Source organism: Enterococcus sp. 4G2_DIV0659, assembly GCF_002140715.2.
Taxonomy (GTDB): Bacteria; Bacillota; Bacilli; order Lactobacillales; family Enterococcaceae; genus Enterococcus_L; species Enterococcus_L mansonii.
This window is the reverse complement of record NZ_NGLE02000001.1, coordinates 1,454,335-1,479,667: the sequence shown is the minus strand read 5'-3', so window position 1 is coordinate 1,479,667 and position 25,333 is coordinate 1,454,335. Positions and strand designations below refer to the sequence as shown.

Below are 25,333 nucleotides of genomic sequence, written 5' to 3'. Positions count from 1 at the left end.
CCTGCAAAATACTGCAGGAATAGCCTTTTTTTGTACTGTATTTTAGTTATGACAAATGTCATATAAATCAATGACAAGCGCCTCTAACATCACTTCTTGATATTAGGTAAGATACATACATAAGCAAAGGAGAGAAAAAAATGATCAGAATAAATAATCTAACGAAAACCATAAATAAAAAAACGATTTTAAAACAAGTTTCATTGACCATAAATAAAGGCGAAATCATAGCTTTAGTTGGTCCCAATGGTGCTGGGAAAACCACACTTATCAACTGTTTAACAGGATTGATTAGACCAACAAGCGGCGAAATTACTCTTTTTGGACAACAGCCAACGAATAAAAAAAATAAAGCTAAAATGGGTGTTATGCTGCAGGAAAGTACGACACTAGAAAATGTGAAAGTCAACGAGTTGTTTTCCTTATTTCGTAGTTTTTACACAAACCCACTGTCACTCGAAGAATTGTTGGAGTTAACAGGTCTGCAAGAACATCAACATACCTACACAGCCAAATTATCAGGTGGGCAAAAACGTCGATTGACATTTGGCTTATCTATTATCGGAAATCCTGATCTACTATTTTTAGATGAACCTACAACAGGTATGGATGTGAAAAGTCGAAAAATTTTCTGGGATAAAATTAATACATTGAAAGAACAAGGAAAAACGATTATCCTAACTACTCATTATTTAGAAGAAATCGAAAAAGTAGCTAGTCGGATTCTACTAATGAAACAAGGGGAAATCGTTCATGATGGAACATTAAAGAGTATTCAATCTGAAATGTTGCAAAATAAGCTGAGTTTTCAATTATTAGATAACACACCAGACGAAAAACTAGCTGAATTATTATATGTAACAGCGCTTGAAAAAGAAGTAGACCGTGTGACACTTTATACCGGCAATAGTGATGAAACACTGTTTGATTTACTCGCAGAAAAGATTAAATTTGCCAATCTGTTGATCGTTCCAGGAAACTTGGAGATGGTCTTCAATACATTAGTTGAGGAGGAAAACAAATGAACGCATTAATTGTACAAACGAAAACGGATTTAAACCGCTCTTTATTTAGAAGCAAACCATTTATCTTTTTTTCTTTAGGAATGCCAGTCGGCTTTTACCTTTTATTTACCAAAGTATTTAATATGGGTGTTCCAGAAGAATACATGGACATATTTTATAAAGACAGTATGATTCAAATGGCAACGTACAGTGTGATGATTAGTTCATTGTTTTCTTTTTCTATGACCTTAATCGAAGACCGTAAACAAGGGGTGAAGCAGTTTTTACGTTTGTCACCTATGCCCGAAAGCATTTACTATGCTAGTAAGATTTTAACTCAATTTTTGATCAATAGTTTGCTATTAATCGTTATTTTTCTGGTGGGGTATTTCGTTAACGGTGTTCATATGCCATTTTTTACATGGATTTTCTGTGGTTTATGGATTTTATATGGCTGTTTGCCAATTGTCGCGTTAGCAACGATTGTAAGCCTTGCAAAAGATTCAAATACAGCAAGTGTGTTGAGCAATATGATCTTGATGCCTCTTGCGATTATAAGTGGCTTATGGTGGCCGATTGATCTGTTTCCAGAGCTCGTTCAAAAAATGTCAGCAGGGTTACCATCGTTTTATGCAGCGCAAGGTGCTAAACAATTAGCGGATGGGCAATTACCAGATGGAAAAGGAATGTTGATCATCTTCGTTTATTTTGTCGGAATTATGGTATTATCAATATATCTGAATAGCCGTAAAGAAGAAGTAAAACGTTAGGGGAAAGTTATGATTGGGAAGTTTAGGTTGTATCCGAAAGAGGATGGATTTGTTTCATTTATATGGTTAATTTTTATTTTGATTCCGATTATTGCGATGTTTCCGTATGATAATTTTGATAAGCAGCTAGCTTTAGCCTTGTTGGGAATTTTTGTTATAACCTATCGAAATTGTTTGTTTAATGGGAAATGGTTGCCGCTTTGGATGGGTCTGATGTATGGAATATCGCTGTTTTATGCCATGTATTTTGGTTATATTTATTTGTTTATCTATCCGGCTTGGATGATTGGTTTTATACCGATGAAAAAGAAAGTCTTTAAGTATTACTATAGTGCATTAGTATGCATGCTGACACCTGTACCGTTTAGTTTAAGTCGCTTACCGGAATATATGGCACAAGAGTTGAAAATCACGATTTTTGTGTATGCATTTTTTATTTGTGCGGCGCCTTTTGCTGGTCGATCAATTCGTAGACAAGCAGAATTACGTAAGCAAATGTATCAGTCAACCCAACGGATGGAATATGTAATCAAACAAGAAGAACGTTATCGAATTGCACGCGATTTGCATGATACATTGGGGCAGTCATTATCTATTATGACGATCAAAGCAGAATTAGCTGGAAAATTACTCGATAAAAATCCTGAGAAAGCTAAAAATGAAATAGCAGAAGTGGCAGAAACTTCAAGAGGGACCTTACAAACGGTGCGAGAAATTGTATCAAGTATGCGCCATGTATTGATCGTTGAAGAAATGATCACGATTGAAAAAAGTTTACGAGCTGCCAAAATCATCTTATCTACAGAAGGGGAAGAATTAACGGGAGAAATTGCTACGGATATCCAAAATACATTGAGTTATTGTTTACGTGAATGCGTCACGAATGTTATTCGTCATAGTAAAGCGAGTCATTGTAAGATTATCATAGAAAAAGCTCCAACTCATTATACTCTAACGGTCGAAGATGATGGCAACGGAATGAGTGGTTCTGTACACGGAAATGGGTTAACTGGACTGAAGGAACGGATCGAAAGCATTGGTGGACAACTAGAATTTACTCAGAAAAATGGAACGAAGGTTATATTCACAGTGCCTGTGGATAAAAAAGAGGAGACGATCAATGATTAAGTTAATTATCGCAGAAGACCAAGGATTATTGTCTTCTGCTTTAGCGACGATTTTAGGGTTGGAAGATGATTTAGACGTTGTAGGAATTGCGAAAAATGGCGTGGAAGCACTGGAATTAATCGAAAAACATCAGCCGGATATTTGTTTGACAGATATTGAAATGCCATTAAAATCAGGTTTAGATTTAGCAGAAGAATTGAAAGGTAAGACGCAAAAAGTAATTATTTTAACCACGTTTGCTAGAGAAGGCTATTTTGAACGTGCCGTTAAAGCAGGTGTATCCGGCTATCTTTTAAAAGATACGCCCACAGACGAGCTGATTGAAAATATTCGAGCGGTTATGCAAGGGAAAAAGTTTTATTCACCAGAGCTGGTGACCGGTTTATTTTCCCAACAAGAAAATCCGTTAACGGTGCGAGAACAAGAAGTCTTGTTGGCTGTTGGAGAAGGACTGTCGTCTAAAGAGATTGCAGAGAAATTATTCTTGACTAGCGGAACCGTGCGCAACTATATGTCAGAGATTTTAAATAAGTTAGACGCGAAAAATCGGATTGAAGCGGTCAGTATTGCTAAGGAAAAAGGTTGGATATAAAAACTTGCGGTAACTGTTTTTAAGTTTTTTTTCTTATGGAAAAAGTATACGTTAAAACATAGTTAAGAAGGATTAGTTACGAAACCTTCCCTTCCACCCTAAAAACCTCTATAATAAAAACAGAAATTAAAAGAGAAGAGGAAGCTTTTTGCGTATATTATTTATAGGTGATGTTGTCGGTTCGCTAGGTAGAGAGACTATCAGCACATATGTACCGAAATTAAAAAAAAAATACCGTCCCCAAGTAACAATCGTTAATGGAGAAAATGCGGCAGCAGGGCGCGGGATTACTGGGAAAATTTACAAAAAATTTCTCCAAGACGGCGTAGATGTAGTTACGTTAGGCAATCATAGCTGGGATAATAAAGATATCTTTGAATTTATCGATGATGCAAAAAAAATGATTCGACCAGCGAATTTTCCACAAGGAACACCAGGGCAAGGCATGGTGTTTGTCAAAGTCAATCAACTTGAGTTGGCAGTAATCAACATACAAGCCCGTGTATTTATGGCAGATATCGATGATCCGTTTCGCAAAGTTGACGAGTTGATTCGTGAAGCGCGTAAGCGGACGCCGCTTATTTTTGTTGACTTTCATGGAGAAACCACTAGTGAAAAGCAAGCAATGGGCTGGTACTTAGATGGAAAAGTCAGTGCAGTCGTGGGCACACATACCCATGTACAGACCAACGATGCTCGAATTTTACCAGCAGGAACAGCTTATTTAAGCGATGTTGGCATGACAGGACCATATGATGGGATTTTAGGAATGAAGCGCGGTCCTATTATTGAGAAGTTTTTAACCTCATTACCTAGACGATTTGAAGTGGTAGATGAAGGCCGTAGTCTATTGTCGGCGTGTGTCATTGACATTGATGATCAAACAGGGCAAGCAAAAAAAATCGAACCTATCCAAATTAGTGACGATCGTCCATTTGAAGAATAGAACATTTAAATGTTAAGACAAATAAAAAAAGAAACAAAAGCATCTTGCTCCAAGGCGTAAAAGGAGTTGTTTGCTTTTGGTTTCTTTTTTCTTTGTAAATACGTTGAGCTTCTAGGAACAAGAGAAAAGTAAAATAGTCTATAATAAGACCAACAGTTGAAGTCGAGGCAATAGAGAAAGAAGGAGGCGTCTATGCGAAATTCTTTTATGGGGAAAAAAGAACGCATGAAGTTCGAGTTATTTAAATCGGTTGTTTTCTCAAAGAATGGATTAAGTTTTAATGAATTGATGCGCAAGCACGATCTGACTAAAAGTACACTTAGTAGATATATCCATGATTTATCACAAGAGATAGAAGAAACATTCGATGAGAAAGTTCATTTAATCCAAGATAGTCAGACCGGAACCTATCAAATTCAAACGAATGAATCGTATAGTGTGGGCTATTTGGTTGATTATCTTCACTTGTTTTATGTTGAAGAAAGCGGGATTTTTTTTATTCTAGATGAGTTGTTAAAGAATCATTATACGTCAATTGAAGCGATGGCTCTTGATTTGCATATGAGTAGTTCGTCAGTGTATAAACAATTACGGATGTTAAAACAAATGTTAACTCCTTTTGGCGGCAAGATTTCATTTGATCAACTAGCCAGTCCTATTACAGGGGATGAAATTGGGATTCGATTATTTTCTTTTTATTCTTATTGGTCAGTCTTTAAATCAACAGAATATGGCAATAAAAATTATCCTGATACATGGTGGGATATTAAGGCGATGGAAGAATATTTTGATCACACAGCCTCCTTGTCAGAGTCTCAACGAGCGAAATTGCGCTTTATACAATTGATTACATTTAAACGAGTACTTTGGCAGAAAAACTATATAGATATTTCTGATGAGTTCATGGCTGATATTGCTTATTTTGACACTAAAGACTTGGAGTTGTTACCGTTATTAAAAAAATTTCTTCCTAACGAATTATACCGCAGAGAAAGAGCATTGCTGTTATATGCAACACGAGGTTTGATCTATAATTTAGATTCGCAGGAAACAAAGAGAAAAATTGTTCAAAATTATCAGAAGTCATCATTACAAATCGCGGAATATACAACGAAATTGATGAAAGAAGTTCAGGAAAAATTTAAGCTAGACTATACAGCGGATGGATATATAAACTTTTATTTTTATTTGCTCATCTTGTTGATTTATATTAAGCACATTAATATAGATATTTCTGGTTATTATAAAAATGGACTCTCCTTTCACTCCATGATTGACTACGATGAAGCAAATGTAGCGATCTTCCAAGACATCGCAGAAATCATTCAAAAACAGGAATTCTATACAAAGATAAATAAGAAATCTTTAAAAGGTGTAAAATCCATTCTCACGCTGACCATTTATTCCGGCATTTATTTAAGCAAAAAAGCAGGTAATATGTCAATTTGTGTAATTTTTAATAACAATCTGATTTTGGCAGACGGGATCAAGAAAGTTATTCTAGATGTTTATAATCCAGACCGAATTATTTTCACCAATGATGTATTATCGGCAGATTTGGTTATTTCAGATTCGTATGAAGCAGTAGATCCACATACGAAACACTTTTATTTTGATGAACAATTGAACCCGGAGCAATGGGGGAAGATGATTGATGTCATCAATCAAATTTTTTATAAAACGATTTTTTAGCTCTATAAAAAGTAAAAAAAGCAGAATTCTAGATATTAAAAAAACGATTTTAACTGTTTTTTATAAAAAAAATCTTTTTTTGAAAGGCTGAAGCAAAACAAATGCATGTTTTGTTTCAGCCTTATTTTGCTTATAAATAGTAAGTTTTCGAGATAAAGAACTGTTGTTTTTTAACTTTTGAAACAGATTGTTTCAGAAATATATAATTTTTTTCTGAAAAAAATTGTATTATTTCAGTGTGATAAAAAAGTTGCTTATATCAACAGGTCACATATGAAATAAGCGGATAGGAGAAGCGATGAAAAAATATATGTTTAGTTTATTCGTTTTGTTTTTCTGTCTTTTACATACTATTGGTTCAACAGATACTGCTTTTGCGGACACGGTTTCTCCTCCTACTGGATATCCGCTAGGTGTTTCAACAAAAACGAATTTAACCGCGGGAGGAACACTTTATTTTAATACCGATCAGTTGCAGGAAAAACAACTTGTAGGTCAGTTTCTTGCAAAAAATGTCACATCGAATGGTTCGTCAGGATTATCAAAAGGCGGATTTCAAAATTATCAAAATTCCTTGCGTCAGTGGGACTTAGATCAAATTGATCCAGCTGTTGTTTCTGAGACAATTACTGGTAACGACATCATTCAGTGGTATGCAAACGCGACAAGTTTTAAATACATTAATGGCGAGACACTACATTACTATATAAGTAATCCGCCAACCGACCAACAACTAAAGACAGCGTTACAATATTATCCAGGATTGCAGGAAAATTTCAATAAAAGACTCTACAACGATTCGCTTACCACGTTCCCAACATTTGTAGATAATGGAATTTCAAATTTTTCACAAGTGACGGATAATATACGGTCTGTTAGTGACTACTACGCAGGATTGATTGATACAGATCAAGCCGTGATATATAATTCCGCCGTTCAATCTGCAGAAGTAAATACAGAGAAGAAAGTTGTAAACCCTAATGATTGGGGTGGACAATCATCCATTCAAATCAATGTAGCTTTGAAAAAGGGCGTGACGAATCAAGCAGTTGCGATTGTTGATATAGATGGTCGCATTGATCATTTTAAAAACGCGCAAGACATCTCAATCAATTATACCAACTATGATCCGGATACGATGTTGCCGCCGTATTTGTTCATTAATTATAAACATTTTCCTTCTTTTAATTTCAGTGGTAGTACATTTTTTCATGCGACAGCTTATCCTAGTTTGCCTGGAAATGAAGAATACAAATTCGAAGGGAACGAGGGGATTTTTTTTGAAGGGAAGTATGCCAAAAACGCCATACCATTAATCAAATCCGATAGTCACACAATATCAGATGAATTAAAGGATAAAACATATAAAATTGCATCACATTTGGTTCATAACTTTAATGACGAAGATCAAGAAATTCAATTTAGAAGTAATGCGTCATTATTTATCGGAACAGTTATGGCGCCAAGAGCTTCTGTAAGGTTAGATGATACTCAAGGTCGTGTATTAGGAAGTATCGTTTCAGGGCAAGATATTTATACGAATATGCCGATTAGTGTAGAAGAAAGTACAGTAATGTTTGATTATGATGATTTTCCAGGTCTAGGGGATATTATTGGCGGAGAAGAACTTGAAGCCCCCGTTAAAGTTGGTGAACATTTTAGCTATAATGGATCTGAAAAAAGACAATTGTATAGTATTTCTCAAAAAGTTCCCGCTTATTCACAACGATTTCCAATTCAAACATTGAAAATTACTGATCAGTTAGCAAACTCATTAGCGATTGCTGCAGAAGATGTGCGTATCAAAAATGAGTCAGGCGCAGATGCTTCAAATCGTTTTACCGTCAATGAAAGTGGCGAAAATGAATTGACGATTGAAGCCAAAGCAGAAAGTTTAGCAGATGAATCTTTTTATGGGCAAACATACACAGTTGATCTGATTGGCAGTTTAAATGTGAGTCAAGAAGAACTTACAGGTTCAAAAGAGAACCAACTAAGGATTCCTAATACTGCTATTGTTACTGAAAATGATGAAAATAAAGCGAGTAATGAAGCTTTACTAACCGTCGATTTTATTCAAGCGAAATCTGTTATCGTAAACTATTTAAATGAAGATGGCCAAGAGATAGCGCCGACAGAAATGTTGGAAGGAAAAATCAATATGCCCTATCAAGCGAAAGCAAAAGATGTTCCTGGGTACACATTGATAGCCCTTCCTGAAAATGAAACGGGTATTTTTTCAAATGAAGAACAAACCGTAACATATCATTATCAAGGGCATCTAACGTTTTCCGATGTACCTACACAAATTAGTTTTGGTACACATGCGTTATCTGCAAAGGACGAAGAATATAACGTTGAATCCAAAGACAAAGATATTGTCGTAAAGGATACAAGAATGTTAGGGTCAAATTGGCAATTGAGAGCAACGTTGAATAAGCCGTTAACGGGAAATAAGACACAGCACGTACTACCAGAAGCATTGTTTTATATGAAAGAAGGCACACCCATTGTGTTACAGACAGGTTCCTCAACGATTATTCAATCAGCAACCACCACAACTCATGATGACTACAACGTAAGCCAACAATGGTCAACATCTGATGATGGATTAAAGGTAAGTGTGAAATCAGGAGAGGCACTTGCTGATCAATACTCTGGAGAGATTCGTTGGGAATTGTATGATGTTGTCTCCAACGACTGAAAGGTACTCGACGATGAAAAATAAAAAAATGAAATGGGTTCAAGTATTCTTGTTGTGTTGTTACTTTTTATATCTAACGGAAATGAAAGAAAGCCATGCAGAAGAAAAAGCCAAAGCAACAGTGGGATTTTATGAAGTGGATAAAAAAGAGCAGCGCCCAAGCAAAGGATTACCAAAAACTGGTGAAACAGGACGAAACAAAGAATTACTGATAAGTGGAATATCCATTCTGTTCGTTATAGCAGGAATGATATCATATAGAAATTTCAAGAATGAGGAGAGAATTTAAATGAAAGCAAACAAAATTTTAGTAGGACTTACATTAGTATCAATGATTTTTAGCGGAAGTATCGTAGTAAATGCAGAAGAGGTCAATCAAAAATCAACAAGTGATATCGGATTTACTGCACCAACAGAAGGAGCATTAACGTTATTAAATGTTGCTGACTTTGATTTTGGCTCTAATCCTATTTCAGCGAAAGATGAAGTATATAAAAATAAAGCAGAGACAGCTACAACCGTTCAAGATATTCGCGGAACAGAAGCTGGTTGGACTGTTCAAGTTGCTGAAGGCGGACAACTTAAAGCAGGAGAAAAAGAATTAACAAACGCTCAAATTACGTTGAAAACACCGACTGTATCAGATAAATCAACCGGTTCAGCTACTGCTAAAACAGATGTAGTGTTAAACACAAATGGTTCAAGTGCAACAATTTTAGAAGCTACCGCTGGACTTGGGAATGGTGTGACAATTGAAAGCTTTGGTAAGGATGCGGCTATTTTAGAAGTACCAGGAGAAACCGTCAAAGTAGCAAAACAATACGAAACAACATTAACATGGACATTGGTTGACCAACCAGAAAATAATTAACATCATTTTACAAGAACAGTTGAGACGAAAGCAGATACATGCTTTTGTCTCAACTTTGTGTTATAAACGTACATAGAAAAGAAAAAAATGGAGGAATATACATGTTAAAACGAACACTTAAACTTTTGTTGCCGCTGATCGGCTTTGTATTTGGTTGTCAGGTAGGAACACAGAATGTTTGGGCGCAAGATGCTGGTTACGAAGTAAAAGCAATTCCTTCAACAAAACAAGTTGATACGACAAAAACATACTTTGATTTACGACTCGAACCAAAAGAAAGCCACACTGTAAACGTTCGAGTAACGAATCAGTCTGATCAAGAGCGGATCGTAAATACCCAAGTGAAAACAGCTACTACCAATACAAATGGGGTTATTGAATATATCAAAAGTGAGCAAAATAAATCCATCAACTTACCCTATGATATGAGTAAATTAGTAAAAACCAACACACCTGAAATCACATTAGCTCCTCACGAATCAAAAGAGGTGGTGTATGAGATAAAGATGCCCGAAAAAGATTTTTCAGGGGTTTTATCTGGCGGGATAATTTTTACCAGTGAAGAGAATGAAAAAACGGAAAAATCCACAGCAGATGTAGCAATTAACAATCAATTTGGCTATGTGATTGCATTAGTTCTTCACGGAAATAAACCTGTTGATCCAGATTTAGAATTATCAACAGTTAGCTTAGGACAAGTTAATAATAGAAATGTAGTATTTGCAAACTTAGCTAACCCAGAATCAGCGTATTTGAATCGATTGAATCTACACGCAACAATCAAACAGAAAAATAAGGACAAAATTCTCTACGAAACCAAAAAAAATGAGCAGCAAATGGCGCCAAATTCACTATTTAATTACCCGATTAGTCTACAAGAAACAGAATTTAAACCAGGAAAATATCTATTGACCATCCATGCAGAATCAAAAGGAAAAACTTGGGATTTTGAAAAAGAATTTGAAATCAAAGGTGAAGAGGCAAAAAAACTAAACGATAAAGCCTATATTCACAAAGAGAAGAATAACTACTGGCTTTATATAATCCTATTACTGATCCTATTGCTTTTGATTATTTTAGTGATTGTATACAGAAAAAGACAACAAAAAATCAAAGCACTGGAAGAACAAGTAGAAGAGTTAAAGAAAAATAATTGATTAGCGACATGAGAAAAAGCGAAGCAACCTGAACATAGGGAAGCTTCGCTTTTTAATTGCTGCTGAATAAACGAATCAGTTAATAAACAATAAAAAAAATTAAAACCGCCTGTTTTCTTTCCCACAAACTGTTGAATCTACTCGATTTATGTTAAAATAAGTAGACTTGTCTTACAACAAAATCTTACCCAGAATAAAGGTGTGAAATTATGGAGCCATCCATTACAGATAAAAGAATCAACGAAGAATTAACGAAATTATTAGCCTTAATCGGTGAAGATGATTTGATCAAGCGCTACAAAGAATTAGAAAAAAAAGTTCAAAATAATGAGAAACTCACCGAGCTAGTCGAACAAATCAAAGCTGCTCAAAAAGATGCTGTTCAATTTGCTCATTATGATAAACCAGAAGCTGAAAAAGCTGCTATCCAGCGCGCGGATGAACTGACGAAAGAATTTGATGAACATCCTTTAGTTGTAGCATACAGGGAGCAATTGATAGAAGCCAATGACCTTTTACAACACGTCACCGACATGATCCAATACAGAATTAATGAAGAATTAGAGAAGGAAGGGTAATAATGCCACAAAAAACCAAAAACACACCTATGATGGAACAATATTTAGCAATCAAAGACCAATATCAGGATGCATTTTTATTTTATAGATTAGGAGATTTCTATGAAATGTTCTACGAAGACGCAGTCAACGCCTCGCAATTGTTGGAGCTGACATTGACTAGTCGCAATCGAAATGCTGATGATCCAATTCCAATGTGCGGGATTCCACATCATGCAGCACAAGGCTACATTGATACATTAATCGAAAAAGGCTATAAAGTGGCGATTTGCGAACAAGTGGAAGATCCTAAAACGACTAAAGGCATGGTGAAACGAGAAGTTGTCCAACTGATTACTCCTGGAACCGTAATGACTAGTAAAGGCTTAGATGCAAAAGATAACAACTATTTAACTGCTATCGTGGAAGAAAATGGTACGTTTGGTTTAGCTTATGTGGACTTGAGTACAGGAGAATTGAAAACGGCGGTTTTACATGATGAAGATGGCGTAATCAATGAAGCATCTGCTCTTCAAACCAAAGAAATCGTATTAGGGAGTTCTATCTCTGAGTCACTGCAGCAAACATTAAAAGATCGTTTGAATATTATTTTTTCTGAGCAAGACCAAGCGGAAGAAAATGCGGAGTTTAGTTTTTTAACCAGTGAATTGACACAGCCATTAGAAGTGGACGTTACTGGAAAATTATTGACCTATTTAACGACTACACAAAAACGAAGCCTCGCCCATATTCAAAAAGCTGTGGAATATCAACCAGACCATTTCTTGAAAATGGATCATTATTCCAAATTCAACCTAGAATTGACCCAATCCATTCGAACTGGTTTGAAAAAAGGAACCTTATTATGGTTGCTGGATGAGACCAAAACTGCAATGGGCGGCCGTTTATTAAAACAATGGTTAGATCGTCCTCTTATTCAAGAAAAACAAATTCAAACACGACAAGACATGGTTCAATCATTATTAAATGCTTATTTTGAACGCGTTGATCTACAATCAACATTGACGAAAGTATATGATTTAGAACGGTTAGCAGGTCGAGTTGCATTTGGGAATGTAAATGGACGTGACTTGATTCAACTGAAAACATCGCTAGAACAAGTTCCTCTGATTCGTGAGTTAATCATGGGAATCAATCAAGGCGAGTGGAACGACCTGTTACTAGATTTAAACCCAGCAGAAGATATCGTTGAATTGATCAACCAAGCAATCAATGAAGAGGCACCACTTGCAATCACCGAAGGGAACATCATTAAAGACAATTATAATGAAAAATTGGATGAATACCGTGATGCTATGCGCCATGGTAAGCAATGGTTGGCTGAGCTAGAAGCAAAAGAACGCCAAGAAACAGGCATCAAAACACTGAAAGTCGGTTTTAATCGCGTATTTGGCTACTATATTGAAGTAACTAAATCTAATTTAGCTAATCTAGCAGAAGGCAAATATGAACGCAAGCAGACCCTAGCGAATGCAGAACGTTTCATCACTCCAGAACTGAAAGAGATGGAAACATTGATTTTAGAAGCTGAGGAAAAATCCGTTGACTTAGAATATCAACTATTCTTAGAGGTTCGTGAACAAGTCAAAGCCAATATCGAACGTCTTCAAAAGTTAGCGAAAACAATTAGTGCAGTCGATGTCTTGCAAGCATTTGCTACGGTGAGTGAACGATACCAATACGTTCGTCCAGTACTGAAAAGTAACAGTAAAGAACTGCATATCGTTGAAGGACGTCATCCTGTGGTGGAGAAAGTCTTAGGGCATCAAGAATATATTCCAAACAGTGTTCACATGAGCAAAGAAAATATCATTTTATTGATTACAGGACCGAATATGTCAGGTAAAAGCACGTACATGCGTCAATTAGCCCTTACAGTGGTAATGGCGCAAATCGGCTGTTTTGTTCCAGCGGAGTCGGCTGAATTGCCGATATTCGACCAGATTTTCACGAGAATCGGTGCCTCGGATGATTTGATTGCCGGGCAAAGTACCTTTATGGTGGAGATGATGGAAGCAAACCAAGCTTTGCGTCATGCCACACCGAATAGTTTGATTTTATTCGACGAATTAGGTCGGGGAACGGCAACCTATGATGGAATGGCCTTAGCACAAGCGATTATTGAATATATTCATCGAGAGGTTAAAGCAAAGACCTTGTTCTCTACTCATTACCATGAGTTAACCGTGTTAGATGAAACATTGACTGGTTTAAAAAATATCCACGTCGGTGCTGTCGAAAAAAATGGCGAGGTCGTTTTCTTGCATAAAATGATGGATGGGCCAGCAGATAAAAGTTACGGTATCCATGTTGCGAAAATCGCAGGCTTACCAAGTGCATTGTTAGAACGTGCAGCAACAATCCTTTCTGCCTTAGAGTCAGAAGACCAACCGCTTAAAACGGTGGAATATACAGACGAAATTAAGGAAGATACAGAGCAATTATCCTTATTTAAAGAAGTATCGACTGATGAGTTAGGTGTGATTGATACCTTGAAGAAGATAAATTTATTGGAAATGACACCAATGGATGCCTTAAATAAACTGCATGAATTACAAAAAAGAATCTAAGTTATAAAGAAAACTGAGCAAGGAAAGGATCGTTTAGATGGGAAAAATACAAGAATTATCAGAACAACTTGCCAATCAGATCGCTGCTGGTGAAGTGGTAGAACGTCCTGCGTCAGTTGTCAAAGAACTTGTGGAAAATGCGATCGATGCTGGAAGTACGCAAATCGACATTTTTATTGAAGAAGCCGGTTTAAAAACGATTCAAGTGATTGATAATGGTGAAGGCATTGCCAAAGAAGATATCCTTAGCGCCTTTAAACGTCACGCAACAAGCAAAATTCACACAAGAGATGATTTGTTTCGTATACGTAGCTTAGGCTTTCGCGGAGAAGCGTTACCCAGTATCGCATCTGTCTCAGAAATCATCGTTGAAACTGCTGTTTCTGAGGAAGAAGAAGGCAGTTATGTTCAAATGAAAGGCGGGACAATCGAAGAACATCGTCCCGCAGCGCTCAGAAAAGGAACGAAAATCACCGTTTCTAATCTATTTTTTAATACGCCTGCTCGTTTAAAATATGTTAAAACGATCCAAACAGAACTAGCGAACGTTGGGGATATTGTCAATCGTTTGGCATTAAGTCACCCGACGATTGCGTTTCGCTTGGTTCATGATGGTAATAAAATGATGACAACCTCTGGTAACGGTGATTTGAAACAAACCATTGCAGGTATTTACGGCATTGGAACGGCTAAAAAAATGTTGAAAATCGAAGCTGAAGACTTAGACTTTAAATTAACAGGATATGTTTCGTTGCCAGAAGTGACAAGAGCCAGCCGTAATTATTTATCTACGATCATCAACGGTCGTTACATCAAAAATTTTGCCTTAAATAAAGCGATTGTTGATGGGTATGGTTCTAAGCTGATGGTGGGACGTTTCCCTCTTGCTGTTTTAGAAATCGACATGGATCCGTTGTTAGTAGATGTCAATGTTCATCCAACAAAACAAGAGGTTCGTTTAAGTAAAGAAAAAGAATTGATGGTATTGATCAGTGAAGCGATTCGCGAAGTTTTAAGTCAGGAACAATTGATTCCTAATGCAGCAGACAATCTTCGTTTTAAAAAGAAAGTCGAGTCGCAACCCAAAGTCGAACAAATGGAAATTCCTTTAACCGAACAAGAAGAATCAGCAAAACCTATTCGTAAGCCAGGGAGTCTAGGGTATGACTCAGTCAGTGGTAATTTCTTTGTCAAAGAAACAACCGCCGACTTTATCCCGCAAATACCTAGAGAACAACAACCAGAAAAAGAAGTGCCAGAAGTAGAACCGCTATTAGATAAAGAAGCTTTAATGGCCTATGCATTTAGTTCGCCGGTTGAAGAACCAATAGCTGATCAGAGTGAATCAACAGAACAAACAACAGAAGAAGCTGAACAAAATAGTAATATTGCCGCAGTAGACGAGCAACGCTACGAAGCAGAGCTGAGTCATCATCCAGAGTTTGATTTTTCAGAGAAGAATGCACAACGAGAGCTAAATCAAGCATTGACTAAAGTATCGGATGAGCGACCCAAAGAACGGTTTCCTGAGTTGGACTATTTTGGTCAGATGCATGGTACATACCTGTTTGCTCAAAGTAAAGATGGACTGTATATCATTGATCAACATGCAGCACAAGAACGGATTAAGTATGAATATTTTAGAGAGAAAATCGGAGAAGTAAGCGATGATCTCCAAGAATTACTGGTTCCTATTGTCATCGATTATCCCAATAGTGATGCATTAAAAATCAAAGAACAAAAAGAAACACTGGCGCAAGTTGGTATCCACTTGGAAGACTTTGGTCAAAACAGTTTTATTATTCGGGCCCATCCTACGTGGTACCCAGCTGGTGAAGAAGAAAATATTATTCGCGAAATGATCGATATGTTTTTAACAACAGGGTCAGTCAGTGTGAAAAAATTCCGTGAAGCAACAGCCATCATGATGAGCTGTAAACGGTCAATCAAAGCCAACCATTACTTGAATGAACAACAAGCTCGAGTATTATTGAAGGATCTGGAGACCTGTGAGAATCCATTTAACTGTCCACATGGTCGGCCTGTATTAATTCATTTTACAAATTCAGATATGGAAAAAATGTTTAAACGAATCCAAGATCCCCATTAAAAAGGTACGAGGAAGAAGGTTTTATACAAATGACAGTTATCCTAGCTTCGCAATCGCCACGTAGACATGAGTTATTGAGCAGAGTCATTTCTGACTTTGAGGTTGTTCCGGCTGATATCAACGAAGAGGTGAAGAGTTATTTCACCCCAATGGACTATGTCCTAACAATGGCGGCTCAAAAAGCGACGCATGTAGCAAAAAATTATCCCAATGATTTAGTCATTGGCTGCGATACAATCGTAACGATTGATCATGAGATTTTAGGAAAACCAATGTCTAGAGAAGACGGGTTTCGCATGTTGCGTCAATTAAGCGGACGCACACATAAAGTCTATACAAGCGTTGTCTTGATGAAAGGTGACCAAGAATCTTCTGCCACAGTTCCAGCGACAGTCGAGTTTTATGACCTAACGGATGAAGAAATTAATCGCTATTTAGACACAAATGAATACCAAGATAAAGCTGGGGCTTACGGTATTCAAGGACAAGGTGCTTTGTTAGTAAAAACGATTCAAGGAGATTACTATTCAATTATGGGATTGCCGATAGCGACTCTGTATCGTATGTTGCCAGCTTTTGAGTAGTAACCAATAATGAAAGAAGGAAACAAACCAATGAAATGTTCTCAAACAAGAGCGATTCAAACGCATATGATTACTTATCCTCATTTAAATTTTCATAAAACCTTATTTGGTGGTCAATTGATGGCTTGGTTGGATGAAACGGCTGGGCTTTCGGCAGTTAGAGTGTCTAGAGCAGCAATCGTTACCGCTTCTGTAGATCATTTAGATTTTCTAGCTCCTTTAAAGGCAGATCATTCCGTGTGTATTGATGCTTACGTCACAGGTGTTGGGAGTCGTTCAATGGAGATATTTGCTAAAGTGATTGGGGAAGATTTATTTACAGGAGAACGTTATTTAGCTGGGACCTGTTTCATGACTTTTGTCGTACCTAAAGGAGCGCAGTTACCTGAGAAGATCCAACCAGAAACAAAAGAAGAGCAATTTATCTGTCAAGGATATGAAGCAAGAAAGCAAATTAGACAAGCGAAACGACAAGAAAGTATTGATCTTGCCAAAAATGTTGATTTAGATATTCCTTGGCAGTAATAGTACAAGAAAACATTCATTTTCTAAACAGAAAATGAGTGTTTTTTTCTCAATGATGCTATGATAAGACTAACTAAAAAATGCAAGGATGTGATTTGTCATGGAAAAACCATCAAAAGAAGAGTTAAAAGAAAAATTATCGGATATCGAATATGCTGTTACCCAAGAAAATGCAACTGAGCGTCCATTTTCTGGTAAATATGACGATTTTTACCAAGAAGGCATCTATGTAGATATTGTTAGTGGGGAACCTCTTTTTAGTTCAACAGACAAATACGATGCCGGTTGCGGTTGGCCAGCTTTTACCAAACCAATCGAAAAACAAGGTGTCAAAGAAAAAGCAGACTTTTCTTTAGGGATGCATCGTGTTGAGGTGCGGAGTAAGGATGCGGACTCTCATTTAGGGCATGTTTTCACTGATGGTCCAAAAGCCCAAGGGGGATTAAGATATTGTATTAATGCAGCTGCCTTGCGTTTTGTTCCAGTAGAAGACCTTGAAAAAGAAGGGTATGGGGAATATACATCGTTATTTAAATAATTCAGAATAGATTCATTCGGAAATAGCCAACTTGGTATTAAAAAAAAGTAGCTGTAATCCCTTATTCTATTCACGTTGTAAGTGTTAAAGGGAGACGTCATTGGCGTGTCTCTTTAACACTTCTTTTTGTATGCCTTTTTTTTCGAGAACTACTGTTATTTTTTATGATATAAAAATAGTTGCTATTTGTGTTTATTTCTAGTAATATAAAAATATTCAGAAAATTAAAATTCAGAAAGAAAATAATTGTTTATTGAGGAGAATAAGATGAAAAAAAGAAAAGTGACGAAACTAATAAGTGTAATGATGCTGTCTACTTTAGTGTTAGCAGCTTGTGGAGGCAAAGGGAAAGCTGCTGATACAGATAGTAGTACCGACGGGAAAAAAGCGAGTGGGGAACAGCTTTTTAAAGTGGTCGTACAACAAGAAATGCCTACTGCTGATTTATCTCTAGGAACGAATACAATCAGCTTTTCAGCCTTTAATAATATCTATGAAGGTCTGTATCGCTTAGATGAAAAAAGTAAGCCACATGCAGCAGGTGCAGCAGAAATGGCGAAGAAAAGCGATGATGGCTTGACGTATACCTTTAAGCTAAGAAAGGATGCAAAATGGTCGAATGGCGATCCTGTTGTAGCAGCAGATTATGTCTATGGCTGGCAACGTACCGCAGATCCCAAAACAGCGGCTGAATATGCCTATATGTTTGAGTTGGTAAAAAATGGAGCAGATGTTTCTGCTGGGAAAAAAAGCTTAGATGAATTAGGAATCAAAGCCATCAGTGATTATGAATTAGAAGTCACTTTAGAGCGTGAAACACCATACTTTGATTATCTATTAGCATTTCCATCATTCTTCCCTCAAAACAAAAAAATTGTTGAGGAAAAAGGCAAAGACTATGCCTCAAATAGCGAGTCATCTGTTTACAATGGTCCATTTACACTAACAGACTTTGACGGTGCTGGAACAGATACTGAATGGTCATACACAAAAAATGATCAATATTGGGATAAAGAGACCGTTAAATTAGATAAAATCGAAGTAAAAGTAGTCAAAGAAGCACCAACATCACTAAATCTATTCCAAGATGGACAAGCAGATGATGTAATTTTAAGTGGAGAATTAGCGAAACAAATGGCAGACGATCCAGAATTAGTCATCGAAAAAGATGCGCGTACATCTTATCTTGAGTTTAACCAAAGAGAAGAAAAATCACCGTTTAAGAATGCGAATTTAAGAAAAGCTATCTCGTATTCGATTGACCGTGATGCAGTCGTTGATCGTATCTTAGGAGATGGATCCGTTGCTTCTACTGGATTAATTCCAGAAGGCATGTCGTATTCTCCAAAAGACAATAAAGATTTTTCAGAAGAAAATAAAAATCAATTGAAATACGATAAAGAAAAAGCCAAAAAATACTGGGAAAAAGCTAAAAAAGAACTTGGAATCACAACCTTTAAATTCGATATCGTAGGTGACGATACTGATTCTACGAAAAAGATTTTAGAGTATATCCAAGGCGCTGTAAAAGAAAACTTGGATGGTGTTGATGTGACTGTTACCAATGTACCGTTCACTGTTCGCTTAGATCGCGGGAAAAATGGCGACTTTGAAACAATCATGGGCGGTTGGGGTGCAGATTATGCAGATCCGAGCAGTTTCACTGATTTATTCTTGACAGGTGGTTCTTATAACAGAGGTCGTTACTCAAATGAAAAATACGATGAGTTAGTCAAAGCTTCTGGTAGTAAAGATGCTTCTGATCCAGAAAAACGTTGGAATGATATGGTGGAAGCCGAAAAATTATTGATGGACGATATGGGCGTAGCACCTGTGTATCAAAAAGCAGAAGCACACATGCGCAGTAAAAAAGTCAAAGGCGTTGTAGCTCACGGAGCTGGCGCTCGATATGACTATAAATGGACGTATATTTCTGAATAATAAATAAATCGAAGATGAAACAAAAATAGCTAGCTCCAAGAAATAAGCAGAAATTCATAAAATTGTTCTTCCGACTTTTATGAATTCTAACTTATATCTTGGAGTTCCTTTTTTATTTAACAAAGAGTTTTTTTCAAACTACTGATTTTGACCGATTTGTGCTAAAATAGAAACGTATGTGCGTGTAAAAATGCAGAAAACAGTGAATCAAAAGATAGTTTTGTTTCAACTGTATCAAGAAAGGTGAAATTATGTACGAGTATATCATTGGTAAAGTGACATTTATCAGTCCATATTATATTGTAGTAGAAACAAATGGCATCGGTTATCAAATTTCTGTAGGCAATCCTTACCGCTATTCTGGTAAAACTGACCAACAAATCAAGATTTACGTCCACCAAGTTATTCGTGAAGATGCTCATTCCTTATATGGATTTAGCGATTTAGACGAAAAACAACTCTTTTTAAAACTCATTAGTGTCTCAGGGATTGGACCTAAGAGCGGGCTAGCCATTATGGCGTCAGAAGATCACGGCGGTTTGATCAATGCGATTGAAAGTGAAGATGCGGCTTATTTAACGAAATTCCCAGGAGTAGGGAAAAAAACCGCACAACAAATGATCCTTGACTTAAAAGGCAAGTTAGGCGATTTAGAAACGTCAGAAGCAGCAGTAGAAGCGATGGCGAAAACACCAAGTTCCCAATCTGTCAATCAGTCATTAACAGAAGCTTTAGAAGCCTTGAGTGCTCTTGGATACAGCGAAAAAGAAATCAAACGAATTACACCAAAACTGGAAGAATTAGGGCAACAGCCAACAGACGAATATTTACGCAACGCATTAAAATTTATGATGAAACGCTAAGGAGGACTAGCTATGACAGAAGATGAAAGATTACTTTCAGCACAAAGCGGTGAAGGGGAAGAATCGCTAGAAAAGTCACTACGTCCACAATTTCTCGAGCAATACATCGGACAAGATAAAGTCAAACAAGAACTGACAATCTATATCGAAGCTGCTCGTAATCGTGAGGAAGCCTTAGATCATACTTTGTTATATGGTCCACCAGGGTTAGGGAAGACGACGATGGCCATGGTTATCGCCAATGAAATGCACGTCAACATTCGTACAACCAGTGGACCTGCAATTGAACGAGCGGGTGATTTAGTTGCGATTTTAAATGAATTAGAACCAGGCGATGTCTTATTTATTGATGAAATCCATCGCTTGCCTCGAGTAGTGGAAGAAATGCTCTACTCTGCTATGGAAGATTTTTACGTAGATATCATGGTAGGACAAGGAACAACCGCTCATCCTGTTCATTTTCCTCTACCACCATTTACATTGATTGGAGCAACGACCAGAGCTGGGATGCTCTCAGCACCTCTTAGAGATCGCTTTGGTATTATTTCCCACATGGAATATTATGAAACACAAGATTTAAAAGAAATCGTATTGCGTTCTGCTGATATTTTTCAAACAGAAATCGTTGAAGAAGGTGCCTTTGAAATTGCCCGTCGCTCTCGTGGTACACCAAGGATTGCCAATCGTTTATTGAAGCGTGTTCGTGATTTTGCCCAAGTGCAATCCAATGGTACAATTGACCGTAGTATTGCAGATCAAGCATTGACCTTATTACAAGTTGATCATCAAGGTTTGGATTATGTGGATCAAAAATTATTAAAAACAATGATCGAATTATACGGTGGCGGACCAGTTGGGTTGAGCACATTATCTGTGAACATCAGTGAAGAAACGGAAACAGTAGAAGATATGTATGAACCTTATTTAATTCAAAAAGGGTTTATTAAGCGAACGCCTAGAGGGCGAATCGCTACGCCATTAGCTTATGAACATTTTGGCTATGAATCTTATTATCAAGAGTAAATTGAATTTCCATACAAGAGAGGCTAAGCCTCTTTTTTTGTTATTTAAAATAAAACGAGAGATTGATTACTGAGTCGAATAAGTGATTGTATAAGAAAAATCCAATCGTTTTTTTCTATTCCTTTCTAACTATTTTTAGTTATTTTTTTCTGTTTTTTAGTAAAAAAAATACTATATTATATATTTGCAATATTATACACTAAGATTGGTATTATAAAAAAAGAATATACTATTGAATTGAAGGAGAATGAGAATGAAAAAAATGAAAGCTTTAGGGGTTACGCTAGCAATGCTATTGTTAGTTTTTTGTGGGGAAAAAGCTTTAGCCTATGATCAAATCTATGAACTGAAAGAATACAAAATAGATGATAACGCTGGAACTATCATAATTGACAGACCAACAATTCCACAGACTAAAAGTGAAGAATCACGTTTAAGAAACAATTTGCCAGAAAAGTTTGATTTTAATACAGGGAATGTAAAAACAGAAACAAGAAATCAAGGAGAATTAGGTATATGCTGGGCTTATTCTGCCTCAGATAACATTACAATATCGAATAAAAAAGAATTTGGTAAAGAATATTTACTTTCGCCTAATTACTATAATTATTACTCTGCATCAAATGCTTTTACGGATAGTAACAATCCTTTTGGAACAAGGGTTTTAAATAGTGGTGGTAATTCAGAAAGTGTTTTTATGCAAAACCATTTAGGAAACGTTGGAATTCTGGAAAAGGATTTTAATACACCGACAGAAGTTCGCCTAAGTTCTCCAATAGGTATACAAGAATTTAAAAATTTACAAACAAAAAAATCTCCAGTTTCAGTCGAAGGTATAGAAATTGTTCACGGTATTTCTTATGCTGATATTACGGAAGAAGAAAAAACACGTAAGATTGATGAGATGAAGCAAGCGATATATAGGCACGGCGCAATTAGTTTTTCATATAATACAGATGCTTCGCATAGTAGTAGTTATTTTAATAATGAAAAAAAGTCTAGTTTTGTTCCTGCTAAAGATGTTGGAAAAGGAAAAGTAACAATAGTTAATGATAGAATGCTTAAAACAAATCATGGGATTGTCATAGTAGGATGGGATAATGAGTTCAATAGTGATAATTTTACTGTTAAGCCAGAATCTAATGGTGCTTTTTTAGTTAAGAACTCATGGGGAGGAGATCCTTATTTTTATATTAGCTATGAGGATATTTATATTTTGAACTCACAAAACTATGCAGTAGATACGAAAATGACATCTTACGATAAAAACAACACATACGTGAATACAAGAGCTGATCGTTATGCTACGGTAAAAAACTATAATCGCACTGTTTATCTAGGAAATGTTTATACTACTGGTCATTTAAAAGAGCAATTAAAAGCAGTTTCTTTCTATACCGAACAAAAAGAAGTTAGCTATGAGGTTTATTACTATGATAAAGCAATACGTGGTGAGAATTATGGTGATATAAGGGATATGACGAAAATTGCTCAGGGAAAGATTGATATTCCTGGAATGAAAGAAATAGCGACAGAAACAATTGAGATAGAACAAAATAAAGATTACTCGGTGATTGTTAAAATAGTTTATCCAGAAGATGTTCCGCACTTTTCTTTATTTATGCAATCTGTAAAAAATGCGAATGAAGGAAATTATCCTGAGCTTAAAGAAGGTAAATCGTTTTTGAGTAAAGAGAGTACAAACAACAATATGTATTGGCAAGGTGTTTCAAGCGGTGAAGTGTATGGACGACGAAATAACATATACTTGAATGCATACACAAATGTGGCAAAAGAAGTTCCAGTAACGGGGGTGTCTGTTTCAGATGTTACTAGAGATTTGAAAGTAGATGAACAAATTCAACTATCTGCTTCAGTTAGTCCGGAAAATGCATCTAATAAAAAAGTTAATTGGACAAGTTCAAATAATAATATAGCGACAGTTACTGCTGAAGGGCTTATAACTGCCAAAAATGAAGGGACTGTTACAATTACTGTTACAACTGTTGATGGAAAAAAATCAGCTAATTGCCAGATTAAAATTAGCGAAAAAGATCAATATGGAACAGCTCCTTGGCTATGGGATGAAAGTACTCAAACAATTACTTTTGGAGAAGGTAATTTTCCGTCGACTTCTGAAACAAATGGAGTATATGAAACTATCCAACTAAATGCTTTAAATAAAAAGCCAATAAAACATATAAAATTTACAGGAAAAGTCAAATTGAATAAAGAGTCAAGCTATCTTTTTGCTAATCTTTATCGGTTAAAATCTATTGAAAATATACATTTACTTGATACTTCTGAAGTTGTTAATATGTCAAGAATGTTCTTTTCCACAGATGAATTAATGTCGTTAGATTTATCCAGCTGGGATACGTCGCAAGTAATCGATATGTCAAGTATGTTTCATGCTTCATACATTACTTCTTTAAGCGTATTAAACTGGAATACGTCGAATGTAAACGACATGTCAAGTATGTTTTCTCACACATATAGATTGAAATCTTTAGATTTATCTAACTGGGACACTTCTAAGGTGCAAAATATGTCCTTTATGTTTGGAAGTACTACTGGTATAAACTCCTTAGATTTATCTAATTTCAATACATCCAGTGTAATGAATATGTCAGGCATGTTCTATTGTTCATTTGTAAAAGCTATTGACATCTCTAATTTCAATACATCGAATGTAAACGATATGCAAGGAATGTTTCAAAGTGCAAATAAAATAGAACAACTTACACTTGGAGAAAAAACAATTCTTAAAGAAAATTGTTCTTTAGTGAGTGGAGAATGGATCTCCCAAGATCAAACAATTGTTTATAATAATACCAAAGAATTTATTACTCAATATGATGGCTCTCATTCGGGTATTTACAATAAAAGCAAATAAATACAGATATAGCTTAAGTCTTCTAAAAGTGACAAAGAGGAAAGGTCTAGCTTCGGCTAGGCCTTTTTTTCACTATTACTTCACCAACCCTTAACTATCCCTAAAAATCCCTCAAAACCTTATATTTTCCTCCAATTTTTTGGTATGATAAACCTATCTAAAAAAAGCGAGGAAAAAAACATGAGCGAATCTCAAATAACCAAAAAAGCCATTTCATCTGCATTGATTGAATTATGTGGGCATAAATTATTCAGTAAAATCAGTGTTCAAGATGTCACCAAAGAAGTCGGGCTAAATCGTCAAACATTTTATTACCATTTCACTGATAAAAATGACCTGCTACGCTGGATATATACCCACGATGCTTTGATCTATCTAGATTCGCCAGACGTTTCTGTCGATAATTGGGAAGAGCAAGCACTAAAAATGCTTAAAGCGATACAATCAAAAAGCGATTTTTATTATAATACTGTTAGCTCCGACTCAGAGATTATAAGAACCTGTTTTTCAGCAATTACGAACAAGCTATTTATCAATCTTTTTGATCAAATGGATAAAGAAAAGCAATTACTTCCAGAAGACAAGATTTTTTATGCTCGTTTCTTTTCTTATGGTTGTAGTGGTGTTTTGATTGATTGGATTTTAGGAGGCTACAAAGAATCTCCTTTAGAAATTGCGACACAACTTTTCCGTTTAGCCAAAGATACAGAGTTCTTTTCTTATCGTTTATATGCCCAAGAAAATGAATTATTATGACAAACTGTCCAGAGTGTCTAAAAAGAAGACGCAATGGAAAGGCTATCACAAGACTTTTATGAGGAAGCAGTGTACGCTAGGTTCA

Annotated in this window: 21 protein-coding genes; all 21 read left to right on the top strand. The window is 36.2% G+C overall.

Translation table 11 applies throughout. The features are described from left to right. The first annotated feature begins 140 nt into the window (after positions 1–140). The 21 genes from A5880_RS06820 to A5880_RS06720 all read left to right on the top strand — a co-directional run bounded on the left by A5880_RS06820 (position 141) and on the right by A5880_RS06720 (position 25,248). Positions 141–1,025 carry an ABC transporter ATP-binding protein gene (locus A5880_RS06820; protein WP_086330964.1) on the top strand — a complete coding sequence of 295 codons (885 nt, stop codon included), beginning with the start codon at positions 141–143 and terminating at the stop codon, positions 1,023–1,025. Further along, complete coding sequence (locus A5880_RS06815) at positions 1,022–1,774, top strand: ABC transporter permease (protein ID WP_086330965.1); 753 nt, start codon at positions 1,022–1,024, stop codon at positions 1,772–1,774. Before A5880_RS06820 ends, A5880_RS06815 begins: the two co-directional genes overlap by 4 nt. Before the next feature lie 9 nt (positions 1,775–1,783). Beyond that, complete coding sequence (locus tag A5880_RS06810) at positions 1,784–2,902, top strand: sensor histidine kinase (RefSeq protein WP_086330966.1); 1,119 nt, start codon at positions 1,784–1,786, stop codon at positions 2,900–2,902. Then, a complete protein-coding gene (locus tag A5880_RS06805; protein ID WP_086330967.1) occupies positions 2,895–3,494 on the top strand; it encodes a response regulator transcription factor in 600 nt (199 codons plus the stop codon). Before A5880_RS06810 ends, A5880_RS06805 begins: the two co-directional genes overlap by 8 nt. Positions 3,495–3,642: 148 nt before the next feature. After that, positions 3,643–4,440, top strand: a complete 798-nt coding sequence (locus A5880_RS06800; protein ID WP_086330968.1) for a TIGR00282 family metallophosphoesterase — start codon at positions 3,643–3,645, stop codon at positions 4,438–4,440. 192 nt (positions 4,441–4,632) lie between these two features. Next, on the top strand, positions 4,633–6,132 hold the full coding sequence (locus A5880_RS06795; RefSeq protein WP_086330969.1) for a helix-turn-helix domain-containing protein: 1,500 nt from the start codon (positions 4,633–4,635) through the stop codon (positions 6,130–6,132). Between the two features lie 298 nt (positions 6,133–6,430). Then, the gene (locus tag A5880_RS06790) at positions 6,431–8,836 is read left to right on the top strand and encodes a MucBP domain-containing protein (RefSeq protein WP_086330970.1); all 2,406 of its coding nucleotides are present in this window, start codon (positions 6,431–6,433) and stop codon (positions 8,834–8,836) included. A 13-nt stretch (positions 8,837–8,849) separates the two neighbouring features. After that, the gene (locus A5880_RS06785) at positions 8,850–9,125 is read left to right on the top strand and encodes an LPXTG cell wall anchor domain-containing protein (protein WP_086330971.1); all 276 of its coding nucleotides are present in this window, start codon (positions 8,850–8,852) and stop codon (positions 9,123–9,125) included. Then, positions 9,126–9,707, top strand: a complete 582-nt coding sequence (locus A5880_RS06780) for a WxL domain-containing protein (RefSeq protein WP_086330972.1) — start codon at positions 9,126–9,128, stop codon at positions 9,705–9,707. 101 nt (positions 9,708–9,808) lie between these two features. After that, complete coding sequence (locus A5880_RS06775; protein WP_086330973.1) at positions 9,809–10,864, top strand: WxLIP family cell surface protein; 1,056 nt, start codon at positions 9,809–9,811, stop codon at positions 10,862–10,864. A 209-nt stretch (positions 10,865–11,073) separates the two neighbouring features. After that, a complete protein-coding gene (locus tag A5880_RS06770) occupies positions 11,074–11,442 on the top strand; it encodes a YlbF/YmcA family competence regulator (RefSeq protein WP_086330974.1) in 369 nt (122 codons plus the stop codon). Positions 11,443–11,444: 2 nt separating this feature from the next. After that, a complete protein-coding gene (gene mutS / locus A5880_RS06765; protein ID WP_086330975.1) occupies positions 11,445–14,012 on the top strand; it encodes a DNA mismatch repair protein MutS in 2,568 nt (855 codons plus the stop codon). Positions 14,013–14,049: 37 nt separating this feature from the next. Continuing rightward, positions 14,050–16,122 (top strand): DNA mismatch repair endonuclease MutL, encoded by a 2,073-nt coding sequence (gene mutL / locus A5880_RS06760; protein ID WP_086330976.1) that lies wholly within the window; start codon positions 14,050–14,052, stop codon positions 16,120–16,122. Between the two features lie 29 nt (positions 16,123–16,151). Next, positions 16,152–16,706, top strand: coding sequence for a Maf family protein (locus A5880_RS06755; RefSeq protein WP_086330977.1), 555 nt, complete (start codon positions 16,152–16,154; stop codon positions 16,704–16,706). Between the two features lie 30 nt (positions 16,707–16,736). Further along, positions 16,737–17,231 (top strand): acyl-CoA thioesterase, encoded by a 495-nt coding sequence (locus A5880_RS06750; RefSeq protein WP_086331429.1) that lies wholly within the window; start codon positions 16,737–16,739, stop codon positions 17,229–17,231. Positions 17,232–17,331: 100 nt separating this feature from the next. Beyond that, on the top strand, positions 17,332–17,769 hold the full coding sequence (gene msrB, locus A5880_RS06745) for a peptide-methionine (R)-S-oxide reductase MsrB (RefSeq protein ID WP_086330978.1): 438 nt from the start codon (positions 17,332–17,334) through the stop codon (positions 17,767–17,769). 267 nt (positions 17,770–18,036) lie between these two features. Then, the gene (locus A5880_RS06740) at positions 18,037–19,710 is read left to right on the top strand and encodes a peptide ABC transporter substrate-binding protein (protein ID WP_086330979.1); all 1,674 of its coding nucleotides are present in this window, start codon (positions 18,037–18,039) and stop codon (positions 19,708–19,710) included. A gap of 251 nt (positions 19,711–19,961) precedes the next feature. Then, positions 19,962–20,573, top strand: a complete 612-nt coding sequence (ruvA, locus tag A5880_RS06735; protein WP_086330980.1) for a Holliday junction branch migration protein RuvA — start codon at positions 19,962–19,964, stop codon at positions 20,571–20,573. 12 nt (positions 20,574–20,585) lie between these two features. Continuing rightward, the gene (gene ruvB, locus A5880_RS06730; protein ID WP_086330981.1) at positions 20,586–21,596 is read left to right on the top strand and encodes a Holliday junction branch migration DNA helicase RuvB; all 1,011 of its coding nucleotides are present in this window, start codon (positions 20,586–20,588) and stop codon (positions 21,594–21,596) included. Between the two features lie 253 nt (positions 21,597–21,849). Then, positions 21,850–24,492 (top strand): BspA family leucine-rich repeat surface protein, encoded by a 2,643-nt coding sequence (locus A5880_RS06725; protein WP_179190449.1) that lies wholly within the window; start codon positions 21,850–21,852, stop codon positions 24,490–24,492. Between the two features lie 180 nt (positions 24,493–24,672). Next, entirely contained in the window at positions 24,673–25,248 is a 576-nt protein-coding gene (locus A5880_RS06720) for a TetR/AcrR family transcriptional regulator (RefSeq protein WP_086330983.1), read from the top strand. Positions 25,249–25,333: the final 85 nt, after the last annotated feature.